Source organism: Chloroflexaceae bacterium, from assembly GCA_025057155.1.
Taxonomy (GTDB): domain Bacteria; phylum Chloroflexota; class Chloroflexia; order Chloroflexales; family Chloroflexaceae; genus JACAEO01.
This window is the reverse complement of record JANWYD010000002.1, coordinates 138453-159479: the sequence shown is the minus strand read 5'-3', so window position 1 is coordinate 159479 and position 21027 is coordinate 138453. Positions and strand designations below refer to the sequence as shown.

The window sequence follows — 21027 nt, the reverse complement described above, 5'->3', positions numbered from 1 at the left end:
CCGGCGGGCCGTCGCGTCCGCGGGGGGCGGGCCGTCGCCGGGATCGGGGGCCGCCTCCAACGCCAGTTGGCAACGGACGTGATGATGGCCGATGGAGAAATTCGGTTTCCCCATCCTCTGTCTGCCGGGCAGATGTCACCCCGTATCGTCCTCAAGCTGCCTGACGGCGCTGTGGCGGCCCCTGGCCGCCAGCGCTGGCCGGGGCAGCAGGCGTTCCAGGGCGGCCTCGATGGTGGCGCGTTCCTCGGCGGAGCGGCGGGCGTGCTCATCAAGCCGGGGGCTGTGGCGCATGCGCAGGGCCAGAGGGGCCACGCGCCGCAGGTCCTCGGCGCTGACCTGATTGCGAAAGTCGGCGGCGGCGCGAGCGCGGGCGCCTTCGAGGAGGGCGATCTCGGCGCGATGGGAGGGGATCCGCAACTCCTGCACCAGGGCCAGGGCGGCTTCTTCCAGGGCCGGCGGCACACTCACGTGGGGGAGGATGGCCCGCGCAGTTTCCACCTCTTCGGCCAGGGCGGCAGTCTGGGCAGCATAGGCAGCGCGAAAAGCGGCCGGGTCGGCGCGAAAGGCGCGGGCGCGGCGATAGACCTCCAGGCGCTGGCGGGGGTCATCGAGCGGCGCCACCCAGACCCGCAGGCCGAAGCGGTCGAGGATCTGCGGTCGCAGCGCCCCTTCTTCGGGGTTCATCGAGCCGACAAGGACAAAGCGCGAGGGGTAAAGGCGCGTCATGGGACCGCGGCGCACGAAGGTGCGGCCCTGGGCCGCCGCGTCGAGGATGGCGTCTACCACAGCCGGGTCGAGGAGGTTCACTTCGTCAACGTAGAGCACATTGCCGTGAGCGCGGGCGAGGATGCCCGGCTCCAGCAGCACCGCGCCCTGTTCCAGCGCCACCCGCTCGTTGATGCCCCCCACGACGTCTTCCAGACGCGCGTTGAGCGGCAGTTCAATCAGGCGGATGCGCTCGCGCCGCCGTTCCGCGCCCTCTTCCTCACCCTCGACTTCGACCGTGGGCAGGATGTCGAGCAATCCGCGCACGGCGGAGGTCTTGCCGACGCCATACGGCCCGCTGAGCAGCACGCCGCCGATGCCCGGATTGATGAGCCCCAGGAGCAGGGCGGTTTTCAGTTCAGCCTGGCCGACCAGCGCCAGGAAGGGGAACGGGAGCAGTTCGTCCATGTCTGGATGTGCTGGTAGACACTCCGGATCCGGTTCGCAACCTGGAAGGTTGCGTGAGCCGGCACGCGACCCGGAGGGTTAAAGGCCGGGCCAGACAGGGGAATGGGAAACCCTGGGAATTCCCCATTCCCCTGCGCTGGCGCGGCGCTACAACATTTCAATGTCGTAGGCGCCGATCGGGCAATCGGGGCGTTGCCGGTCAATAAACTTCACCACCGCTTCGAGTTGCCCGTGGGCATAACTCGCCGACGTGGCGACGCAGGCGATAGCAAGGACGGCGCTCTGCCAGAGATCATGATCATCGGCCTCGATAACCGACACGTTGAACTCGTTGCGAATGCGGGTAATCAACGACTTGACCACCTGGCGTTTCTCCTTTAAAGAAGACGCCATAGGGATGGACAGGGAAATGGTGCACAGACCGATAACCATAACCGCACGTGGCGCATCAATTCAGGCTGCCCAGACCCGATGGCCCCTCTCTGGCATCGCGGCGACCGTAGGGCAGCAGGGCCAGTTCGGCGCGCAGATTGGCGGCAATCTCGCGCAGGCGCGTGAGCGGATCGCACTCCAGCCAGTGTTGTTTCAGCTCCATGGTGACCTGGAGGCGGTCGGCCAGGTAGTAGCCAAGCCGAAGGGGATCGCGCGGCAGGTCCTCGACCTCCACCTCCATGCCGGTGGCGCCGGCGACGGCCTGCCAGTAGCGGTCGTAGGTGGCCCGCAGGTCATCGGCGGCGACAGCGGCGGCAGGAGTGACATTTTCGGGCAGTTCAACCACCGAAGCGATGAGATACGGAAGGCGCTGGACAATGGCCTGGATGCGGAAGCGCCTGGCGCCGACCGCGGTCAGCAAGTAGCGCCCGTCGTCCAGACGCATATCGGCGCTGATCTGGGCGATGGTTCCAATCGCGTATGGCTCGGCGGGGCGCGCATCGGGGCGACCCTCTTCCACTTCATCGCCCTCGCGGATCAACACGACGCCGAACGGACTGCGTTCCTCGAGGCAGCGCCCGATCATCAGGCGATAGCGCTCCTCGAAGATATGCAGATTGAGCGTTGCGCCTGGAAACAGCACCGTTCCCAGGGGAAAGAGCGGCAACTGGCGAGACATTCTATCTCCCTGGCGCCGAATGGCGGGCAGACCCTTCCGCGGGGCCAGAACCCTTCACCCGGCACAGCTATGCGCCGGTCCGCAAGGTCGCTCCGGTGTCAGGGGCGGAGCGGCGCTACTCTTCGTGCCAAGTACAGGTCCACAGGTTCAGATCAACAGGACCAACGTTGAGATCCACGGTCACCTCGATCTCAGGCGCCGAGAGGATCTGCAGCATAGTTGCGCTTTCAAAAGGCACAGCGGCGCCGTCATTGAACACCAGCACCGGGCCGAGGCGCAGCGCCAGCAGTTCCGGACGCAGATTAGCGCAACTGCTGCCAATGGCCGCCAGAAACGGCCCCCAATCAGGCGAGCCGCGATGCAAGGCGGAGCGCACCGCAGATGAGGCGGCGATAGCGTCGGCCACCTGCCGCGCCATTGTCTCACCAGCGGCGCCTCGTACCCGCACATGGATGATCTTACCATTCTCTGCGGCATCGCGCACGATCTGCTGGGTAAGATCCGCGCAGAGGGCGGTCAGGGCCTGTTGAAAAATGTCAAACTCCGGCGAGCGAGCATCGCTGATGATTGGCGTCGCGGCGGCGCCGTTAGCCAGGATCAAAACCGTATCGTTGGGGCTGCTATCGCCGTTGAGGTTGAGGCGGTTGAAAGTGCGGGCAACGCTCTGGGTCAGGGCCTGCTGGAGCAGACGTTGCTCGATGGCGACATCGCTGGTGATCAGACAGAGAAGGGTGGCCAGGCGGGGATGGATCAGGCGCGTGCCCTTGGCCATGCCGGCCAGCGTAATACGCTGGCCCTCACGTATCTGAACCCGATAGACTCGCTCCTTGGGACGCGAGTCGGTGGTGAGCATTGCCAGAGCCGCCCGGCGTCCGCCGCCGCTGTCGAGTTCGCTGACCGCGCGCCGAATTCCTTCGCGCATGCGTTTCATTGGCAGAGGCACGCCGATAATGCCGGTTGACATCAGCAACACCGCATCGCGGGGGATCTCCAGTTCATCAGCTACCAGTTTGGCGCATTCCACCGCGTCGTTCAGCCCTGACTGGCCCGTGCCGGCGTTGGCCTGCCCGGCGTTGATCAATACGGCGCGGATGGCCTCACGGTTCCTGGAGAGGATGGCCTGGCTCAAGAACACCGGCGCGGCCTGAATAAGATTGGTAGTGAACAGCGCGCCAACCCGACATGGGTGTATTGAGTAGACCAGCGCCAGGTCACGAGCCTTGCTGCCGTCTTTCAGCCCGCAGGAGACGCCCGTGGCGCGGAAGCCCTGCGGGCTGGCGATGTGACCGTCTTCGAAAATGGCGTAGTTCATTGTTTGTCGTTGGAATCCGCTGCTCAGACGTCCTGTGCGGCTTCGCCGCGTACAAATGTTCCTGGGAGGGCTGTACCCTTCCAGCCCCTGCGCGCAACTCGGATGGTCAGGCTATTTTCGAGACGGGCAGGAACGCGGGAAAACCCGGGCGTTCCTGTGCTCTTCCAACCGGCGCCGGGTGACCAGACGCCCTCCCACGAGGACATGCCTCACCAGACGCGACAGAGCAATCCCTTCAGGTATTCGCTTTCGGGAAAGCTCAATAACACCGGATGATCGGGCGCCTGGACGAAACGCTCGATGATCTGGACATCGCGGCGTGCGTCGAGAGCCGCGCCGAAGACGATCTTTTGAAACAGGTCCGCCGATACTAACCCTGAACAACTGAAGGTTGCCAGCAAGCCGCCAGGGCGCAAGAGTTGCAGGGCGAGCAAGTTGATGTCTTTATAGCCGCGCGCGGCGCGTTCGACCTGGGCCTGGCTATGGGCGAACTTCGGCGGGTCGAGGATAATCACGTCGAAGCGCCGCCCGGCGTCGCGATATTGGCGCAGGACGCGGAAGACATCACCCGCGATCAATTCGGCGGGCGTAGCGAGGCCGTTCAAGTCGAGATTGGCGCGGGCCAGGGCCAGGGCGGGCCCCGAGGAGTCGATCAGGGTCAGCGCAGCAGCCCCGGCGCGCGCGGCGTAGACGCTGAAGCCGCCAGTGTAGGCGAAACCGTCAAGCACCTCGGCACCCTGGCAGTAGGCGCCCACGCGGGCGCGGTTGATGGCCTGGTCGAGGTAGAAGCCGGTCTTCTGGCCGCCGCGCAGGTCGGCGAGCAGGGCCGGTCGCTGGTCACACATACCGGGGAGGATGATCGGGCGCATGGTCAGGCGCTCAGGCGGCGCTTCGCCCCAACGCTGCCCTTCGTGGATCGGCAGGCCCTCCTTCTCGCGGATCTCAGGGTCGCTGCGTTCGTAGATGCCGCGCGGCTGCAGTAAGGCGACTAGAGCGGCGATCACCGAATCGGTGCGCATGGCCATGCCCTGGGTGAGCAATTGAATCACCAGATAGGGGCCATAGCGATCCACGATCAGGCCAGGGAGACCATCGGCTTCGCTAAAGACCAGCCGGCAGGCGGTCTCCTCGTCGCCAATCAGGGCAGCGCGCCCGCGCACGGCGCGGGCGATGGCCGCGCGCAGCCAGTGGTCATCGAGGGCCTGAGCAGCCTCCCAGGTGGCGACGCGCAGGCGGATCTGCGACCGGCTGCTCCAGAAGCCGCGGGCGAGCCAGGCGCCATCCGGGCCGAGAACATCGACCACTGCACCGTTGGCAGGGTTGCCGCGAACCGCCGCAATCGCCCCGGAGAAAATCCACGGGTGCCGCTGCTGGATAGGCCGCTCGCGCCCGGCCTTGAGGACGATCTGTGCCATAAGCAACCCTACGACTGCCTATGGGAGCACAGTGTAGCAGAGGGGTGTAACCGGGTCAAGGCAGGCAGATTGACCGGAGATGACGGACCGTGCTGCCTGCTCTCCTCGGTGCAATCGCACGACCGGGTCGGGAGCGCAGCGCCTTCGTTCCCGGAGCGCAGCGCTCTGCTCCCGCTCCGACCCTTCCCGCCAGGTGTCAGGGGCGCAAGAACACATGAGCGCCGGCGGGATTTATGGCCCTGGGTACGCTACTTCACCCGCATCCTCTCCTCATTTTCCGCGGGCGCTATGGATTACCCGCAAGCTGGGAGGGGATGTACACATAAACAGCCGCTTCGGCCAGATTTCAGGTAGAATCAAAGAGTGATGGTTCTAGTTTTTGAGTCTATCCAGACAAACGCTTCGGTAGGGGCAGGGCAGGCGAAGCTCTCCCGGAAACGTTCTTTCCCTGGTCGTCTGGAATAAGGACGGGGAAATCCGGTTTCTCCACGTCCATGCTCGAGGGAAAGGGCAGGGCGGGGAAAGGTCTCCCAGAACGTAATGGGATACCCTGGTTATGCGGATAGGCTCTTGTAAGGAGTGTAATGATGTCAGAGCAGAAGGTCAAGGTTGGCGATATGGCGCCCGACTTCGAGGTCCTGAGCGACTCTGGCGAGTCGGTGCGCCTGTCGCAGTTCCGGGGCAAGAAGGTGATTCTCTACTTTTACCCGAAGGACGACACCTCGGGCTGCACCACACAGGCATGTGGCTTCCGCGACAACTACGCGGCGATAGAGGAGAAGAACGCCGTTGTGCTCGGCGTAAGCCCCGACAGTGTCAAGTCGCACCAGAAGTTCAAGACCAGGCACAATCTGCCCTTCACCCTGCTGGTGGATGATCAGCATAGCGTCGCCGAGGCCTACGGGGTGTGGGTGGAGAAGAGCATGTACGGCAAGAAGTATATGGGGATCGAGCGTTCGCACTTCGTAATTGACGAGGAGGGACGGGTGGTTCAGGCGGAGATCAAGGTCAAGCCCGCCGAGAGCGCGCCGCGGGCCCTGGAAGCGTTGGCATGATTCTGGAGCAAGCCGATTGTCCGAGATCTCCATAGGAGAAGGTTCGGAAGGGGTTAGTCCTTCCGAACCCGCAGGGCAAACGGCGCACCCCCCGTTTTTTGGCCCCGTGCGCTGTTACTGTGCAACAAAAAGAACAGCGTTGTTATTAAGGCTGCGCCCTCCCACATTCTCACGCAGCGTTACCGCCGCCGATCCCTGGCCGGGCAGGGCGTCGCGGAAGAGGAGCAGCAACCCCTGTTGCGATGGTGAGCCCGCGGCGCCGTTGGGGTCGGCGCTGAAGGTCAGGGTTACGTTGCCTCCGGGGGGGATGGTCAACTCCGGTACGGCAGGGCGGAAACGCAATTGCCCGGTTTGCATGGTATGGGCCGTAGCGCCGCAGGTCGGGGCGGGGTCGGGCGAGCAGTCCCAGAGTTGCGGCGCGCCCCGGTTCAGGAAGTAGGCGTCGTAGGCCAGGACAAAGTAGTTGAAGGGCCGGTCGCTGCGCAGGCCAACCGCGGCGGCCGGCACGGGCAAAACGTAGTTCTGGGTGTTAAAGTCAGCCACGAGGAAGAAATAGCTTCTCGGGGGGACCACGCTGCCCGCAGGGCGTACAAAGACGGCATTGCGCCCGTTGCGCCCGTCAGCGGCGGCGTTGTACGCCACGTAGTCGGTGGCGCCGTCGCGGTTGGCGTCAATATGCACCTCGAACCGCGTCGGGACATCGGGCGAGGCGCGGAAGGGCTGGTCGTAGACAGTCAGGGCGAATTCGACCACTTCGTCGGGCATAGCGCCTGCGGGGGCGGGCGGCAACCCAAGGGTGGCATTCAACCCCGGAACGCTGTAGCTACGTAGCCCGACGCCAGAGAGGTCCACCGGGCTTGCACCGCTGCCAGGGCGCGAGCCAATGACGTAGTCGGGCGTGGCGCACGGGGGCGCCGACGTATCGAGCGTGTCACACTGGTTGGGGCTGATTGCCACCAGGGCGAAGTTCTCGACCACCCCGGCGGCAAATGGCGCGGGATTGGCCAGTTCGAGCCGATCGCCGGCCTGTTGCGTTACCCTCACCTGAGCCACGCGGCGCGGCAGCAGATGGATCGGCAGGCTGACGCGGTTATTGACGCCGCCGTCAATCACAAGCATTCCGTCAACCTCCAGGGGGACAGAGGCATCGCATTCCGCAGCGCGCCTGTCCGAGGCGCAGGTCGGAGCGGCGGCGTCTTCGAGGCGCCAGGCGCGCAGGCGAGCCGGGTCAATCGTTGCCGTTACTGTCACCACCGTAACGCTGCGCGCCGGCAGTTCCACACGCTCCGGACTGACGCTCAGGCTGACGCCGCGCCCGCCGGAGCGCAGGTTCGTGCTGAGCGTGTAGCTGCGGGGCGACATTGAGTAATTCAACACCACCACCTGGCGTTGCAGCGTCTGCGGCGCGGCAAGCGGCTGGTAGCCAAAGGAGACGCTTCCGGTCTGAGCGTTCCAGGCGCGGAAGAGAGGGTCGCCGAAGGGGTAACTGCCAGCGCAGGGGGGCAAGATGCGGAAGAACAGGTAGTTAAGCAAATCGAGCAGTGGGGTGAACGTACACCTTCGAAGGGCGGGATCTTCGGCCAGGCGCGCAGCGAGTTCGGTTGCGTCCCAGGCCAGGGTTCGTGAGCGGAAGGCGTTCAGAGCATCAAGGCGCCCGCTGCCCTGCAGGGTGACGGGCGCCGGCTCGACCCCTGTGGCGGCGCGCAGGCTCTGGCCGTGGTTCATCAGCAGGGTTTTGACATAGGGCGCCAGCGAGAGCGGGACGTCGGGCGCGTCGCCCAGGCCAGGATTGGGATTGAGGATGCCGAGGCGCTCAAGTTGCTGGATCATCAGCGCAGCGGCTCCGGCGGCCACCGGCGCCGATCCTGACGAGCCGCCAAGGGGGGCCAGGGCGCTGCCGCCGCCGGCCCGTGCCGCCAGAATGGCCCCCGGCGCGGCCAGATCGGGTTTGGCGCGATTGTCAGCGATACGAGGCCCACGGCTGGCGGTGGAGGCGATGCGCTCACTGCCGTCGGCGAGCACGCGGCTCTCGGCGACAGCCAGGGCGGCGTCGGCTGCGGCAGGCGCGCCGACGATATAGGGCCGGTTGCCGTCGTTCCCCGCCGAAGCCACCACCAGCGACCCGTAGTAGCCGGCGAGGTCGGCGAACAGGGTGAGGGCGTCTTCAGGCTGGCCGTAGCTGAAGCTGACGGAGAGGTTAATAATATCGGCGGGATCATAGGCCAGGCACCCCGGCGTGACGCCGGGGGTGCAGAGACCACGGTCGGATCCGTCGAGGTCAAGGGCCGCGTCGAGGGCGCGGAGCAGAGCAACGCCGTTGCACAGCTCTATCTCGCCGTTGCAGGCCTTGAAGGCCCAGAGGTTCGCTCCGGGGGCGACGCCGCTGTCGGCGCCGTCGGGGCTTGTCGGCAACCCGGCGGCGATGTCAGCCACCTGGGTGCCGTGACCAGCAAGGTCAATCGGGTTGGCGTCGAAGAAGATACAGACCTGCTGGGCGCCGCAGCGCGGGTCGGGGTTCGGCCAGATGTCGCCGATGTAGTCATAGCCGCCGCGCACCTTGGCATTGGGAAAGAGATCGGCGGGAGGGTCGAGGCTTGGATCGCACCCGGGCTGGCCCGGAGCCAGGGCGGCATTGCCGCAGGCCGCGCGGCGATAATCAGCCGGGTTGCCCCTGCCACCCAGTTTCACGTGGGTGTAGTCGATTCCCGAGTCAATAATGGCAATATCAATCCCCGCGCCGTCGCTGCGGCGGGCGCGGACCGCATCAGCGCCGATCAGCGCCGACAATTCGGTCAGAGTGAGTGGTACGCCATCGCCGGCCCCCTGATCTACCGGGTAGTCCTTTACCCGCACCACCCCCTCGACCCCCGGCAGGTCGCGCAGCGTGGCCACCGCGCCGGCGTCAATAGCAACCGCCAGACCCGCCGCGGCGTGGCCAAAGCGGGCCAGAACGCTGCCGCCGAGGGCCTGCACCTGCGCGGCCACCTGATCCTGTTCCGCGCGCAGGCGCGCCAGGTAGCGTTGCCGTTCCTCGTGGCGCCATGCGTGGCCCACCAGGGCCAGCGGCGGCGTCTCCAACTGCACCAGAACCCCCACCTGCGCGCCGGAGACGAACGCCTCGCCCCCCGCCCAACTAACCCTATCCGTGGCTCGCACCAGAGCGCGAAACGCCGGGAGCGAAAGATCGCCCTGGGCCGCCGCGGGCGTCAATGCGCCACGGGTCAGGATCAAACTTACGCCGATGGCGATCAGACCGAGGGTGACACCCACTCTGAAAGTGCGCGAAGTCACGGTCACTCCCTTGCTGCTACGGGGCAGCTTTGCGTCTTGATTGGCACAAAAGTTCGTGGAACGTGCTACGGGTTCGAGAAACGGATTGACAACGAAAAGACGAAATGCCGTGCGCCTGCGAACGATGATCGCAGAACCGAGGCGCGCCGAAAGCGCGGGATTTTGATGCGGCGGCGTGACACATGCACACCGACAGAATGATGCTTATACTGGCATAGCTGTCGGGCATCTACAGACTACAACTCCGAGACGGCTTCTGTCAATGACAGTATTGTTGGGCGTAGTAGGCGGCCACGGCTTTCCCGTGCCATATATTACGGGCGGTTTCGTAACGTAAAGGTGACAGTTTCTTTATCAGCAACCAGGGCGACTCGGAGAGTTGCCAGTTTATGTCAAAGAGGAAAACAACCGGTCATAGCGGGGCGCCAGGTGGCGCCAGTCATAGGGCGCGGCGATGGCCCGCCACGTGGCGCGGTCGGGCCGTTGCCGGGCCCGGCAATGGGCCAGGAGCAGATCCACCATGCGGTTGTGATCGTCATAAAGGCAGGCGGCGTGCAACGACGCCGGAAGCAGGTCAGGGTAGTTCAGGCGCCGGGGCAACACCGGGGCGCAGCCGCAGTAGAGGGCCTCAACGACCGCGATGCCAAAATACTCCTGGAGCGCGGTGCTGACTACGACGTCGGCGCGATGTAGCAGAGCAGCGTAGGCGCTGCGGGTGGGCGCGTAGCCCCAGTGCACGATGCGCTGGCGCCAGCGCTCGCGAGCGGCGACGAAGGCGGGCGCGCGCGGATCAATGTGCTCGCCGGCTACGATCAGGCGAAAGTCGGCCCCGCGGGCCTCCAGGGCTTCCAGGCCGGCGAAGAAGGCCCCGGGCTGCTTGTCGTACTCCCAGCGCGAGTTCCAGAGGATGGTCAGCGGACCTTCCTCCGGAGGCGTCCGATCCTCCGCCGCCACATCGAGGGACGCCAGATCGATCCCGGGCGGCAGCACGTGACTCTTCGCGGCGATGGCTTCGACGTTCTCCAGTTCCTGGTGATCGTGATGGCGACGCAGCAGATCGCCCAGGGCGCCCAGAAAATCGCGCCGATGAAAGTCGGAGTTGAAGATCACCGCGTCGGCGACGAGCGCCGAGGTGTAGTTGATCCAGGCCAGGCCCAGATCGCGCCGGCGCGCCGGCGGCAGAGGATAGGTCAACTGATTCTCGTGAAAGTAGACCGCTGCAGGCGCGCCCCCCAGGCAATCGGCGGTCAGAGCGCGAAAGGTGGCCAGGTCAAGCATGTCGCTGGCGACGATCAGGGCGGGGCGCTCGCCGAGGGCGCGAGCCATGCGCGCCAGGGTGATGGCGCCGCCGCGCATGCGCCAGCGCCAGCCGCCCGCCTGCGAAAGGGTCAGCAACGTTACCTGATGGGCGGCGCGCGCCGCATAGCCCGCCGCGACCGCGGCGTGCGAGCCGCCGTGAAAGGGGTCGATCCACAGGATGCGCATGGCGCCTCCCGTTATTTTGGATTGTCGATTTTGGATTTTAGTTTGCCGTACATGGCGCGCCGATGCGATCTGGCCGTGATACACCTGCGCTATGCTCACCAGGAGTCTGGCATGACTTGCTATTCCTGGCGGGTGATTGTACCATTTCTCTACGTTCCCGCCCCCGCAAGGGCAGGGCTGAGGCAGCGGCAAGCCCCGAACTCCGGATTTTTCTGGTCTGGGCCACTGCTCTGCCCAGGCCAACGAAAGATACACCCCATCGGGCGACCGGGTCGCCCTGACCTCCGCCGTGGCAGGCCGACTTCGTTGGATCCTGCGTTGAGCATGCCCCATCGCGAAACCGTGTCTTAGAAGTAGAAGGAGAAGCGTCAATGACGACCGTGTCCCAATCTTACCAGCACCTGCTGTTCGAGCTCGACGAACGGCTGGCGTTCATCACGATGAACCGGCCCGCAAAGCGGAACGCGCTTTCACTAGAACATATGGAGGAACTGATTGACGCCTTCCGTACCGTGGGCCGACGGGGCGACATCGGCGTGGCGGTGTTGCGCGGCGCGGGACCGGCGTTCTGCGCGGGCCACGACCTGAGCGAGATGCTCGGGCGCAGCCCCGAGTTTTATCGCCAGCTCTTCGATGTTTGCACGGTGTTGATGGAGACCATCCAGGCCATTCCGCAGCCGGTGATCGCCCAGGTGCACGGTATTGCCACGGCGGCGGGCTGCCAGCTCGCCGCCACCTGCGATCTGGTGGTGGCCGCCGAGGACGCCCGGTTCGCCACGCCTGGCGTGAAGATCGGGCTGTTCTGCTCAACGCCCATGGTGGCGCTGAGCCGCGCCGTGCCGGCCAAGAAGGCTATGGAGATGCTGCTGACCGGCGAGCCGATTTCGGCGGCCGAGGCCCGCGACTTTGGACTGGTGAACCAGGTGGTCCCGCCCGCTGAACTAGAGAGCGCGACCCGCGCCCTGGCCGAGAAGATCGCCGCTGCCAGCGGCACGGTGGTGGGCCTGGGCAAGCAGGCCTTCTACCGGCAGATCAATATGCCCCAGCATCAAGCCTACGCCTACGCCAGAGAAGTGATGTCGTTCAACGCCACCTTCCCCGACGCACAGGAGGGGATCTGCGCCTTTCTGGAGAAGCGCCCGCCCCGCTGGGGGGATCGGTGATGGCGGGGAAACGTGGTTTCCCCACGCCCCTTCCCTCAGGGAGGGGCTGGGAGGGCGTAGCCCTCCCAGAAAATAGATTCGGATAACCAGGTTATCCGGACAGGCTCTTAGTTGTTCGCTAACTCCACCCTCTCCTCAACCCTCCCCCGCTAGGGGTTTAGGGGCGGACAGAACGCATGAGCGTAGATGTGATTCATGGCGTTGGGATGCGCCGTTTCACCCTCACCCCTTGCCCCTCTCCCGCACGCGGGAGAGGAGAGGCCAGAAAGGCAAGGAAACGTTGTTCATAGACTGCTCAGATCATGCCGCACGATCAAGAGCGGCCCGAGGGCCCCGGCGGGCGGCCCGCCAGTCTCCCACGGGTAGCCGAGGGCAGCAGCGAGCGCAGCATGCCAGCCATCATCGCTCTTTGACTGCGCCGCTCCGCTGAGGATCAGGTAGTCGCGAGCGCGGGTCATGGCCACGTAGAGCAGCCGCTCGCGCTCGGCCCGCTCGAACTGCCGCTCGGCGCGGCGGGCGAGCACAAAGGCGGCAGGACGCCGCTGCTCGTCGGCCGGATCGCGCACCTGGAGCGCCAGTCCGTAGGCCCGCCGCGCCAGCCAGCGTTCCCGGGGCGCGGGTGGCGCGCGCCCCAGGTCGGGCAGGGCGACGATGGGGAACTCCAGCCCTTTGCTGCGATGCACGGTCATCAGACGAACGGCGCCCTGCGCTTCCAGGGGCGCGTCGCCTTCGCGGGCCTCAACGCGCAGCAGCAGGTCCAGGTATTCGCTGAAGGCTCGCAGTCCCCGCGCGCTGGCGAGACGCGCTGCGGCCAGGAGCTTCTCGACGTTGGCCCGGCGCCGTTCGCCATCCTCCAGGGCGCTGATGATCGCCAGGTAGCCGGTGCGGTCCAGGGCCGCCCGCAGCAGTTCCGCCACCGTGGAGCGGCCGCGCAGGGCATGCAACTCGCCCAGGGTCCGGGCGGCGAAGCGCACCCCGGCATCGGCGAGACCGTCCTCCGCGGCGGCCAGCAAGGCTTCCCAGAGGCTTGCCGCGCCGCTCAGCTTCAGGGCCATGATCGCGCCATCGTCTACGGCGAAGAGCGGCGAACGCAACGCGCCCACCAGGGCCAGTTCGTCGCCCGGGTCGTCGAGCGCCCGGAGCAGATGGATCAGATCGAGCACCTCCTGACGCCCGTAGTATCCCTGTCCCGCGGTGGTGAGATAGGGGATGCCCTTTTCGCGCAGCGCGGCCTCGAAGGGTTCAAAGGAGGTCGAGGCCTGAAAGAGGAGCGCGATGTCACCGTAGCCCGGCGGGCGCCAGCCGTGTTGCGGGTCGTAGACGATAGGCCCGGCGGCCCCGGCCACCAGGTCGGTCAGGCGCCCGGCCAGGAGCGCGGCCTCGGCCGCGCGGCGCTCAACAGCCTCGCCAGCGTCGGGCAGCACATGCCATTCAGCGGTGATGGCATGGCCTGGCGCGGGCCGATGGGCCGCCAGTGGTTCGTAGGGCACTTCGAAGGGGCGTTGCGGACGGGGCCGCCAGAAGAGTTGTTCGCCGACGCGGTTGATCAGTTCGACCAGGGTCGCATGGGCGCGAAACGAGGTTCGCAGCGCCAGACGACGCCCGCCCCATCGCTGAATATCGCTTTCAACCTCGCGGAAGACGCTCACATCGGCGCCGCGGAAGCGGTAGATGGACTGTTTGCCGTCTCCCACGACAAAGAGCCGCGGCCCGGCGTCATCAGACGGCCCGGCGAGGGCGTAGATGATGGCCCGCTGGTCGTCATTGGTGTCCTGGAACTCATCCACCAGCACGGCCCGCAGTTCGGCCCGCCAGCGCGCCCGGACATGGGGATGGCGCTCCAGGAGGTCGCGGGCGCGGCGCTCCAGGTCGTCGAAATCGAGGCGGTCGAGGGCGGCCTTGCGCTGCGCGTAGCGCGCGTCGGCAATCTGGAACAGGTCGCGCAGGGCCAGGGTGGCCAGGGCGGCGCGCTCCTCGATGCGCGGGTCGGGGGCGAATGCCAGGAGCTCGGCCACGGCGCGGTAGGCCTCGCGCAGGGCGCCGAGGGCGCGTCTGGCGCTGGCGAGATCTTCGGCGTTGCCCCACAGTCGTTTGCTGCCGCCCTGAAGGTTCAGCGCGTCCAGGATGGCGAAGTCGGGCGCTTGAGGGTCAAGGCTGTTGAGCCAGGCGGCCACAGCCCGCGCCTGGGCGCCGATGCGGTCGTCGGCAGGGGCGCCGGGGGCCAGGGCCAGGAGAGTGGCGGCGGCCTCGCGCCATGGCGCGCTGGCGAACAACTCGTCGAGGGTCTCAGCGCGGGCCAGGGCCAGGTGTTCATGCCACCGGCGCAGCAGGGCGGCGGGATCGGAGGGCAGGGCGCGCAGCGCCGCGCGGGTCTCGCCACCGCCGCGCAGCAAGTCTATCAGGGCGGCGCGGACCTCGGCGGGACCAAACTCCTCCAGCAGCACTTCCAACCCTCCGGGGAGGACGGCAGGCGTCGCTTCCGTTCCGGCGTCACGTCCGTTCACCGCGTCGCGCAGGGCCTCGTCCACACTCTCGGCGAGCAGGAGACCGGCCTCCACCTCATCGAGAACGGCGAAGCGCGGGTCGAGGCCCGTCTCGACGGGATGGGCGCGCAGCAGGGTAGCGCAGAAGCTATGGAGGGTGCCGATGCGGGCGCCCTCCACGGCGGCAGCCAGGCCTGCCCGGCGAGCGCGCTCGGCGGGCGCGCTGGCGCTGGCGCGTTGCTCCAGGGCCAGACGCACCCGTTCGCGCATTTCGCGGGCCGCCTTTTCGGTGAAGGTAACGGCCAGGATGGCGCCGAAGGGATCGGGGTCGCCAACAGCATCAAGCAGCCGGAGGTAACGCTCGACGAGGACGCGGGTCTTGCCGCTGCCGGCCCCGGCGGTGACGACGAGGTGCCCGTCGTGTTCGATAGCGGCGCGTTGTTCGGGGGTGAGATCCATTGTGTGAATCTGAACATAGGCGGGCGGGTCCTCACCCTCCCCCGCGCCGAGCGCAGCGAGGGGGGAAGGTGAGGACCTTCGCCTCCAGGGCGGTCGGAGAGGCACGGGGAAACCCGGTTTCCCCATACCCCTGCCAGGTTGTCCGAGAGTCACTTACTCTGCGCGCGTCATATACGCAATCACCCCTCGCACGCCCAGTTGTCGCTCCAGGGCGAGCACTCGTTCCAGAGCCGGGCGGTAGGGGTGCTGAGCGGCGAGCATCCGTTCGGCGGCGCGGGTGCAACCGAGCACGAGCAGGTAGTGGTAGGCCACCCACTCAGCGTGCCCCTCGCGCAACTCCTGGTCGCGCAGGAGCGGGCAGCGTTCAGCCTGCCAGGCGTGGGCGTACTCGTGGGCCACGGTGGTGCGGAAGGTCAGGCGCGGCAGACCGTAGAGCACGTAGATTACCCGAACGTGCCCGCGGCGCTGGTACAGACCAAGCGTGTGTTCGCCCTCGGGCACGGGAATCTCGCCCTCAGCGCGAAGGGCGGCGAGGGCAGGCGCGTCCACCAGACGAAAGGCAACGCCGACGTTGAGGGTCATGCCAAGATGGGTCGCAACAGCCGCAACAGTTTCGTCAAACACCGCGCGGGCCACGTCGGGGTCATAGATCGCAACCTGGTGGCAGGCGGGGCAGTGGAGGCGCCCATCGTGGAGGCGCCAGTACTGTTCGCCAAGGGGCGCGCCGCAAGCGGCGCAACGGGGGCGGGTAGCAATGCAGCGCGCGCAGTAGCGCTCGGGACGATCGACCAGCGCATAGTATGTGCCGCTGAGCAACTCGCCGCAGGCGGCGCAGCGATCGCCTGGATTGCCACTATTACCAGCCATCGGAGGGTTTGGGAGGGCCAGGCCCTCATTTCTGCCTGATGGGGATGATGTGGGAGGGCCAGGCCCTCCCACATCGCTCATGTTATCCAAAGAAGGCCCGCACCGTCCGGGCCACCTCTTCCACCTCGGCGCGGGTCAACTCAGGGAAGAGCGGCAGGGAGAGCACGCGCGTCGCGGCGCGCTCGGTGTGGGGGAGCGCGCCCTGGCGATGGCCGAGCGCGGCGTAGGCCGGCTGCATGTGAGCCGGCACGGGATAGTGCACGTCACAGCCAATCCCGGCTTCGAGCAGATGGCGGCGCAGGGCATCGCGGCTATCGCACTCCACCACGAAGAGGTGATAGACGTGACCGGGATCGTCGGCAGGCAGTTGCAATGGCATGTCGGCGAGCAACTCACGGTACCACGCCGCCCGCTCGCGACGCGCCTGGTTCCACGCCGCCAGCCGGCGCAACTTCACCCGCAGCACGGCGGCCTGCAGTTCATCGAGGCGCGAGTTGCGCCCGCTGGCTTCGACCGCGATATACTTTTCCCCCCAGCCATACATGCGTAAACGCCGCAGGCGGGCCGCCAGGTCAGGGTCGCCGGTCGTCAGGGCCCCGCCGTCACCCAGCGCGCCGAGGTTCTTGGAAGGATAAAAGCTAAAGCAGCAGATCGCGCTCGCGCCGCCGCCGACTATGGCGCCGGCCTCGGGGCCGCGATAGCGGGCGCCGTGGGCCTGCGCGGCGTCTTCGACCACCTGGAGATCGTAGAGGCGCGCGATGGACCAGATCGCCGCCATATCGGCGGTACGCCCGTAGAGATGCACCGGCAACACCACCCGGGTCCGCGGGGTGATCGCCGCCTCCAGCAACCTCGGGTCGAGCGTGTGGGTCGCCGGGTCAATGTCCACAAACACCGGACGCGCGCCGGTCTGCACAATCGCCGCGACCTGATAGACGCAGGCGTTGGCGACGGTGATTACTTCGTCACCGGGGCCGACATCAAGGGCAGTGAGGGCCAGATAGAGGGCCTCGGCGCCGCTGGCCACCCCGACGCATGCCTCGGCGCCGCAAAAAGCTGCAAACTCGGCCTCGAAGGCGGCGACTTCGTTGCCAAGGATGTACCAGCCGCTCCGGGCCACGCGCGCCAGCGCGTCAGTCAACTCGACATCAAGTTCCGCTGCCTGCCGGGCCAGATCGCCAAAGGGCACCCGAAGCCTGGCGCTCATAGGATTCAGGCTCCTCTCTCCACCGGCTCGGCCAGGCGCTCAGCGAGCCACCGCTGGACAAGCTGCAGCCCCTCTGGATGGATGCCGTGCCCGATGGGATACTCGTGATAAGTGTAACGCGCTCCGCTAAGGCGGAGCATGTCGCGGGTCATATGGGCGGCTTCAACAGGGATGATGTCGTCGTAGGTTCCGTGCATGTGCAGAATGGGCATGCGTTCAAGGCCCTGTACCCCGCCGGGAGGCAGCAGCGCCGGGTCGAGGTAGCCGCTGATGGGAATCAGGCCGGCGACCAGCTCCGGGCGGCGCACCGCGACAGCGAAACTCATAACCGCGCCCTGGCTGAAGCCGAGAATATAGGTGCGCCGCGGATCGGCGCCGATCTTCTCGGGCAGGGTCTCGACGAAGCGCTCTACCAGGTCGGCTGCCTGGGCGCGGGTCTGCGGGTCGGGTATGAGCCGGCCCGGCGCACCGCTGAGGTGGTACCAGGCGAAGCCGCCCCACGGCAGCGCCAGGGGCGCGCGGGCGCTGACCACGTGAAAGCGCGGGTCTACAAAGTCAGCCAGGTCGAACAGGTCGTACTCATTGGCGCCATAGCCATGCAGGAGCAGCAGAAGCGGCGCCGGCGCCTCGCTGACGACCCGTGGCTTGCGTTCGATGGTTTTGATGGCGGTGGACACAATTGCTCCCCTGTGGGTGGAGATACGTTTCAGGACGTAGTTCGTTCGACGGTCGCCCCATGGGTCTGTAGAGTTGTGGAGGTGTCGAGGTGTGGAGGTGTCGGAGCTGGACCAGACGGTAAGCGGGTGCGCCCTATCCCATACCTCTACACCTCGACACCTCCGCATAACCAGGCATGACGATCATCAAATTACCCTTATGGTATCACCAGCTCCTGACCCACGCGGAGGTTATCGGCCTGTTCAGGCGTAAGATTGTTGGCCCGCAACAGATCGGGTACGGAGACGCCAAAGCGTTCGGCAATGGCGCGAAAGGTGTCGCCCGCCTGCACGACATAGCGCCGACCGGCAGCAGGCGCCGGAGGCGGCGCGGGAGTGGCCGTCGGCTCAAGGGTGGCGGTGGGTTCCGGCGTGGCTGTGGGCGCGACCGTCGCGGTGGCTTCGCGTGTGGCGGTTGGTTCTGGCGTGGCAGTGGGCGCGGGCGCAGGGCCGGGGCGCAGCGTATCCGTCGGCGCGACCGGAGGGGGAACTGCCGGTTCTTCCGGGGGAATGAGCACGGCCACATCGAAGGGTTGCGTCCCCGGAAGTAATACGCTGTAGCTGCCGATACGCAACACACGCACCTCGCTGCGGGCAAGAATGAGCGCGCTGAGAATGGCGGAGGCGAAAATCACCGCCGCGCTGATAATGACCCGCCGCTGGCCGATGCGGGACCCAAGCACGCGCAGCAGTATGACGCCCGGCGCCGGCAGCACGAGAGCGACGATAAGGAGCAGGTAGACGAGCGGTTCGGGCATAGTGGAGGTATTGTACCACGTCTGTCCGCGATCACCGCTCCACCAGAGTCGCCACGGTCACCCCATCGCCGCCATCGCTGCCGCCGCTGCTGAACGAGGCCACCAGGGGATGGCGTTGCAGCACGTCGCGCACCACCTGTCGCAGGGCGCCCGTTCCTTTGCCGTGGACCAGGCGCACCTGGTGCAACCCGGCCAGGTAGGCGTCGTTCAGATAGCGATCAAGGCGGTCGGCGACCTCGTGGGCGCGGTAGCCGCGCATGTCAAAGGTCATCGAGACGTCGGGGGCGGGAGGCAGCGAGACGTCGCGCTCGGCGCGATACTCGCGGCGCAGGGCGGCCTCGGGAGCGCCTTTCTCCCGCGTGAGATCCTTCAGATCTACGTTCATGCGAAAGCCGCCCACCTGCACCTGCGCTGTGCCATCGTCAGGGTCAATGCTGACAATCTCGCCCTTGAGGCCCACCGAGCGCACCAGCACCGTATCGCCGGGTTGCAGGGGTCGCGGGGCCTGGGTGGCAGGCCGCGCCGGCGCGCCGGCAGGCCGCGCCGCGGCCCGTTTGACCTGCTCCGCGGCGGCGGCGAGACGCTGTTCGGCCTGCTCCAGCCACTCGCGCGAAAGGGAGACGCTGCGAAAATCGTCGCGCAGGCGCTTGAGCAACAGGCGCGTCTCGCGCAGTTCCGCCTCCAGTTCCTGGCGCGCGGCTTCGGCTTCAGCCTCGCGGCGCTCGTTGAAGGCGCGCCACTCCTGCTCCAGCCGGTCACGGTACTTCTCAGCGTCCTCGCGCAACTCCTCGGCGCGGCGCAGCGCGGCGTCGGCGGCTTCGCGCTCGCGGTGAATGCCGGCGAGCAGATCCTCTACCTGGGCGTCTTTGCGATCGATCATCGCCCGCGCTCGCTCTACCAGCTCCGCATCAAGCCCCAGACGGGTGGCGATCGCCAGAGCATTGGAGCGCCCGGGCAGGCCGATGCTGAGGTGGTAGGTGGGCGCGAGGGTCTCCACATCGAACTCGACCGAGGCGTTCTGCACGCCGGGGGTAGCGTAGGCGAACGCTTTCAGCTCGGCGTAGTGCGTTGTGGCCACGGCGAGCACGCCTAGCTCAAGCAGGCGTTCGATAATCGCGCGGGCCAGCGCCGACCCCTCAACCGGGTCGGTGCCCGCGCCGAGTTCGTCGAGCAGCACCAGGGCCGGGCGGCGCTCCGCCCCCATCTGTGCGCTCTCCGCTTCCTCGGCTTCCAGGGCGCGCAGCAGGTGCACGATGTTGCGCATGTGTGAAGAGAAGGTGGAGAGGCTCTGCTCGATGCTCTGCTCGTCGCCGATGTCGGCGAAGATGTGGGCAAAGACCGGCAGGCGCGAGGGCGCCGCAGCGGGGATGTGCAGGCCGGCCTGGGCCATTAACGCGAGCAGGCCGGTAGTCTTGAGGGCCACAGTTTTGCCGCCGGTATTGGGGCCGGTGATGAGCAGAATACGGAACTCGCCTCCCAGCCAGAGGGTGATCGGCACGACCGTCGCCGGGTCGAGCAAGGGATGGCGGGCCTCGGTAAGCAGCAGCGGAGCGGCCTCGGAGCCGCTGCCGGGGGCAAGCGGCGCCAGCGATGGGCTGATGGAGGGCGCCACGGCGCGCAGATCGGCGGCGTAACGCGCCCTGGCGAAAGCCAGATCGATCGCCGCCATCGCTTCAACCGTGGCGATCAATTGCGGAGCGGCCGCGCCCACCTGGTCGGAGAGGGCGGCGAGGATGCGTTGCACCTCCTCCTCCTCGGCGGCCTGCAACTCGCGCCAGCGGTTGTTGAGTTCCACCACCGCCATCGGCTCGATGTAGAGCGTGGCCCCGCTACTTGACTGGTCGTGCACCAGGCCGCGGACGTCCCTGCGGTGGCTGGCCTTGACAGGCACGACGTAGCGCCCGTTGCGCACGGTGATAATCGGCTCTTGCAGGGCGCCGGCATAGGCGCTGGAGGTGATGAGATGGTGCAGCTTTTCCTGCAGACGGGCGAAGGCGAGGCGCACCTCGCGCCGCAGTTCGGCGAGGCGGGGACTGGCGGCGTCGAGCACCTGCCCATCGTCGCCGATGGCGCGTTCAATCGCCGTTTCGAGTGGAGGCAGCACGGGCATGGCCCCGGCCTGCTCGATCAACAGGGGGAAGCGTTCCGGGTCGAGCTTGAGCAACCGGGCGCGCAGAGCGCGCGCCGCCGCCACCGACCCGGCCACCTCCAGCAAACTGGGGCCGTCAATCACCCCGCCGCGGGCGGTATGCTGGGCGGCGCGGCGGATGTCGCGCATCGCACCGATGGATAGATCGGGCAACTCTTCGAGGAGCGCCCGCGCCTCGCCGGTCAACGCCAGCGCGCGCTCCACCTCAGCAACCTCGGTGGACGGGCGCAGAGCCAGGGCCAGTTCGCGCGAGGCCGAGAAGGCCGTGTAGCGGGCCAGTTGCGCCAGGATTTTGGGAAATTCCAGGGTGATGATGGTCTGTTCAGCAATGGTCATCTGAATTGTTCACGTTGTGGGAGCAACCCTCCAGGTTGCTCCCACAA

The 21027-nt window shown here is 66.8% G+C and carries 15 protein-coding genes; 2 read left to right on the top strand and 13 right to left on the bottom strand.

Annotated elements, in window-relative coordinates:
* Positions 1–135: 135 nt before the first annotated feature.
* From NZU74_01945 to NZU74_01925, 5 genes are all read right to left on the bottom strand, one after another.
* On the bottom strand, positions 136–1173 hold the full coding sequence (locus NZU74_01945) for an ATP-binding protein (protein MCS6880071.1): 1038 nt from the start codon (positions 1171–1173) through the stop codon (positions 136–138).
* Positions 1174–1320: 147 nt separating this feature from the next.
* A complete protein-coding gene (locus NZU74_01940; protein MCS6880070.1) occupies positions 1321–1605 on the bottom strand; it encodes a DUF503 domain-containing protein in 285 nt (94 codons plus the stop codon).
* A 16-nt stretch (positions 1606–1621) separates the two neighbouring features.
* Entirely contained in the window at positions 1622–2284 is a 663-nt protein-coding gene (locus NZU74_01935; protein MCS6880069.1) for an LON peptidase substrate-binding domain-containing protein, read from the bottom strand.
* A gap of 115 nt (positions 2285–2399) precedes the next feature.
* Positions 2400–3596 carry a bifunctional glutamate N-acetyltransferase/amino-acid acetyltransferase ArgJ gene (argJ, locus tag NZU74_01930; protein ID MCS6880068.1) on the bottom strand — a complete coding sequence of 399 codons (1197 nt, stop codon included), beginning with the start codon at positions 3594–3596 and terminating at the stop codon, positions 2400–2402.
* A gap of 209 nt (positions 3597–3805) precedes the next feature.
* A complete protein-coding gene (locus tag NZU74_01925; GenBank protein MCS6880067.1) occupies positions 3806–5011 on the bottom strand; it encodes a class I SAM-dependent methyltransferase in 1206 nt (401 codons plus the stop codon).
* A gap of 587 nt (positions 5012–5598) precedes the next feature.
* On the opposite strand from NZU74_01925, the gene bcp reads away from it, so the two are divergent.
* Positions 5599–6066 (top strand): thioredoxin-dependent thiol peroxidase, encoded by a 468-nt coding sequence (gene bcp, locus NZU74_01920; GenBank protein ID MCS6880066.1) that lies wholly within the window; start codon positions 5599–5601, stop codon positions 6064–6066.
* A 114-nt stretch (positions 6067–6180) separates the two neighbouring features.
* Here the strand turns inward: bcp and NZU74_01915 are convergent, their stop codons facing one another.
* The gene (locus tag NZU74_01915) at positions 6181–9357 is read right to left on the bottom strand and encodes a S8 family serine peptidase (protein MCS6880065.1); all 3177 of its coding nucleotides are present in this window, start codon (positions 9355–9357) and stop codon (positions 6181–6183) included.
* A 387-nt stretch (positions 9358–9744) separates the two neighbouring features.
* Entirely contained in the window at positions 9745–10842 is a 1098-nt protein-coding gene (locus NZU74_01910) for a DUF3524 domain-containing protein (protein ID MCS6880064.1), read from the bottom strand.
* A 371-nt stretch (positions 10843–11213) separates the two neighbouring features.
* On the opposite strand from NZU74_01910, the gene NZU74_01905 reads away from it, so the two are divergent.
* A complete protein-coding gene (locus tag NZU74_01905; protein ID MCS6880063.1) occupies positions 11214–12005 on the top strand; it encodes an enoyl-CoA hydratase in 792 nt (263 codons plus the stop codon).
* Positions 12006–12289: 284 nt separating this feature from the next.
* Here NZU74_01905 and NZU74_01900 read toward each other — a convergent pair whose 3' ends face one another.
* From NZU74_01900 to NZU74_01875, 6 genes are all read right to left on the bottom strand, one after another.
* Entirely contained in the window at positions 12290–14947 is a 2658-nt protein-coding gene (locus tag NZU74_01900; GenBank protein MCS6880062.1) for a UvrD-helicase domain-containing protein, read from the bottom strand.
* 153 nt (positions 14948–15100) lie between these two features.
* A complete protein-coding gene (locus tag NZU74_01895) occupies positions 15101–15814 on the bottom strand; it encodes a protein DA1 (GenBank protein MCS6880061.1) in 714 nt (237 codons plus the stop codon).
* Positions 15815–15896: 82 nt separating this feature from the next.
* Complete coding sequence (locus tag NZU74_01890; protein ID MCS6880060.1) at positions 15897–17021, bottom strand: DegT/DnrJ/EryC1/StrS family aminotransferase; 1125 nt, start codon at positions 17019–17021, stop codon at positions 15897–15899.
* A gap of 5 nt (positions 17022–17026) precedes the next feature.
* Positions 17027–17698, bottom strand: coding sequence for an alpha/beta hydrolase-fold protein (locus tag NZU74_01885; GenBank protein ID MCS6880059.1), 672 nt, complete (start codon positions 17696–17698; stop codon positions 17027–17029).
* Between the two features lie 197 nt (positions 17699–17895).
* Complete coding sequence (locus NZU74_01880) at positions 17896–18495, bottom strand: LysM peptidoglycan-binding domain-containing protein (protein ID MCS6880058.1); 600 nt, start codon at positions 18493–18495, stop codon at positions 17896–17898.
* A gap of 31 nt (positions 18496–18526) precedes the next feature.
* The gene (locus NZU74_01875) at positions 18527–20980 is read right to left on the bottom strand and encodes an endonuclease MutS2 (protein MCS6880057.1); all 2454 of its coding nucleotides are present in this window, start codon (positions 20978–20980) and stop codon (positions 18527–18529) included.
* Between the last annotated feature and the right edge of the window lie 47 nt (positions 20981–21027).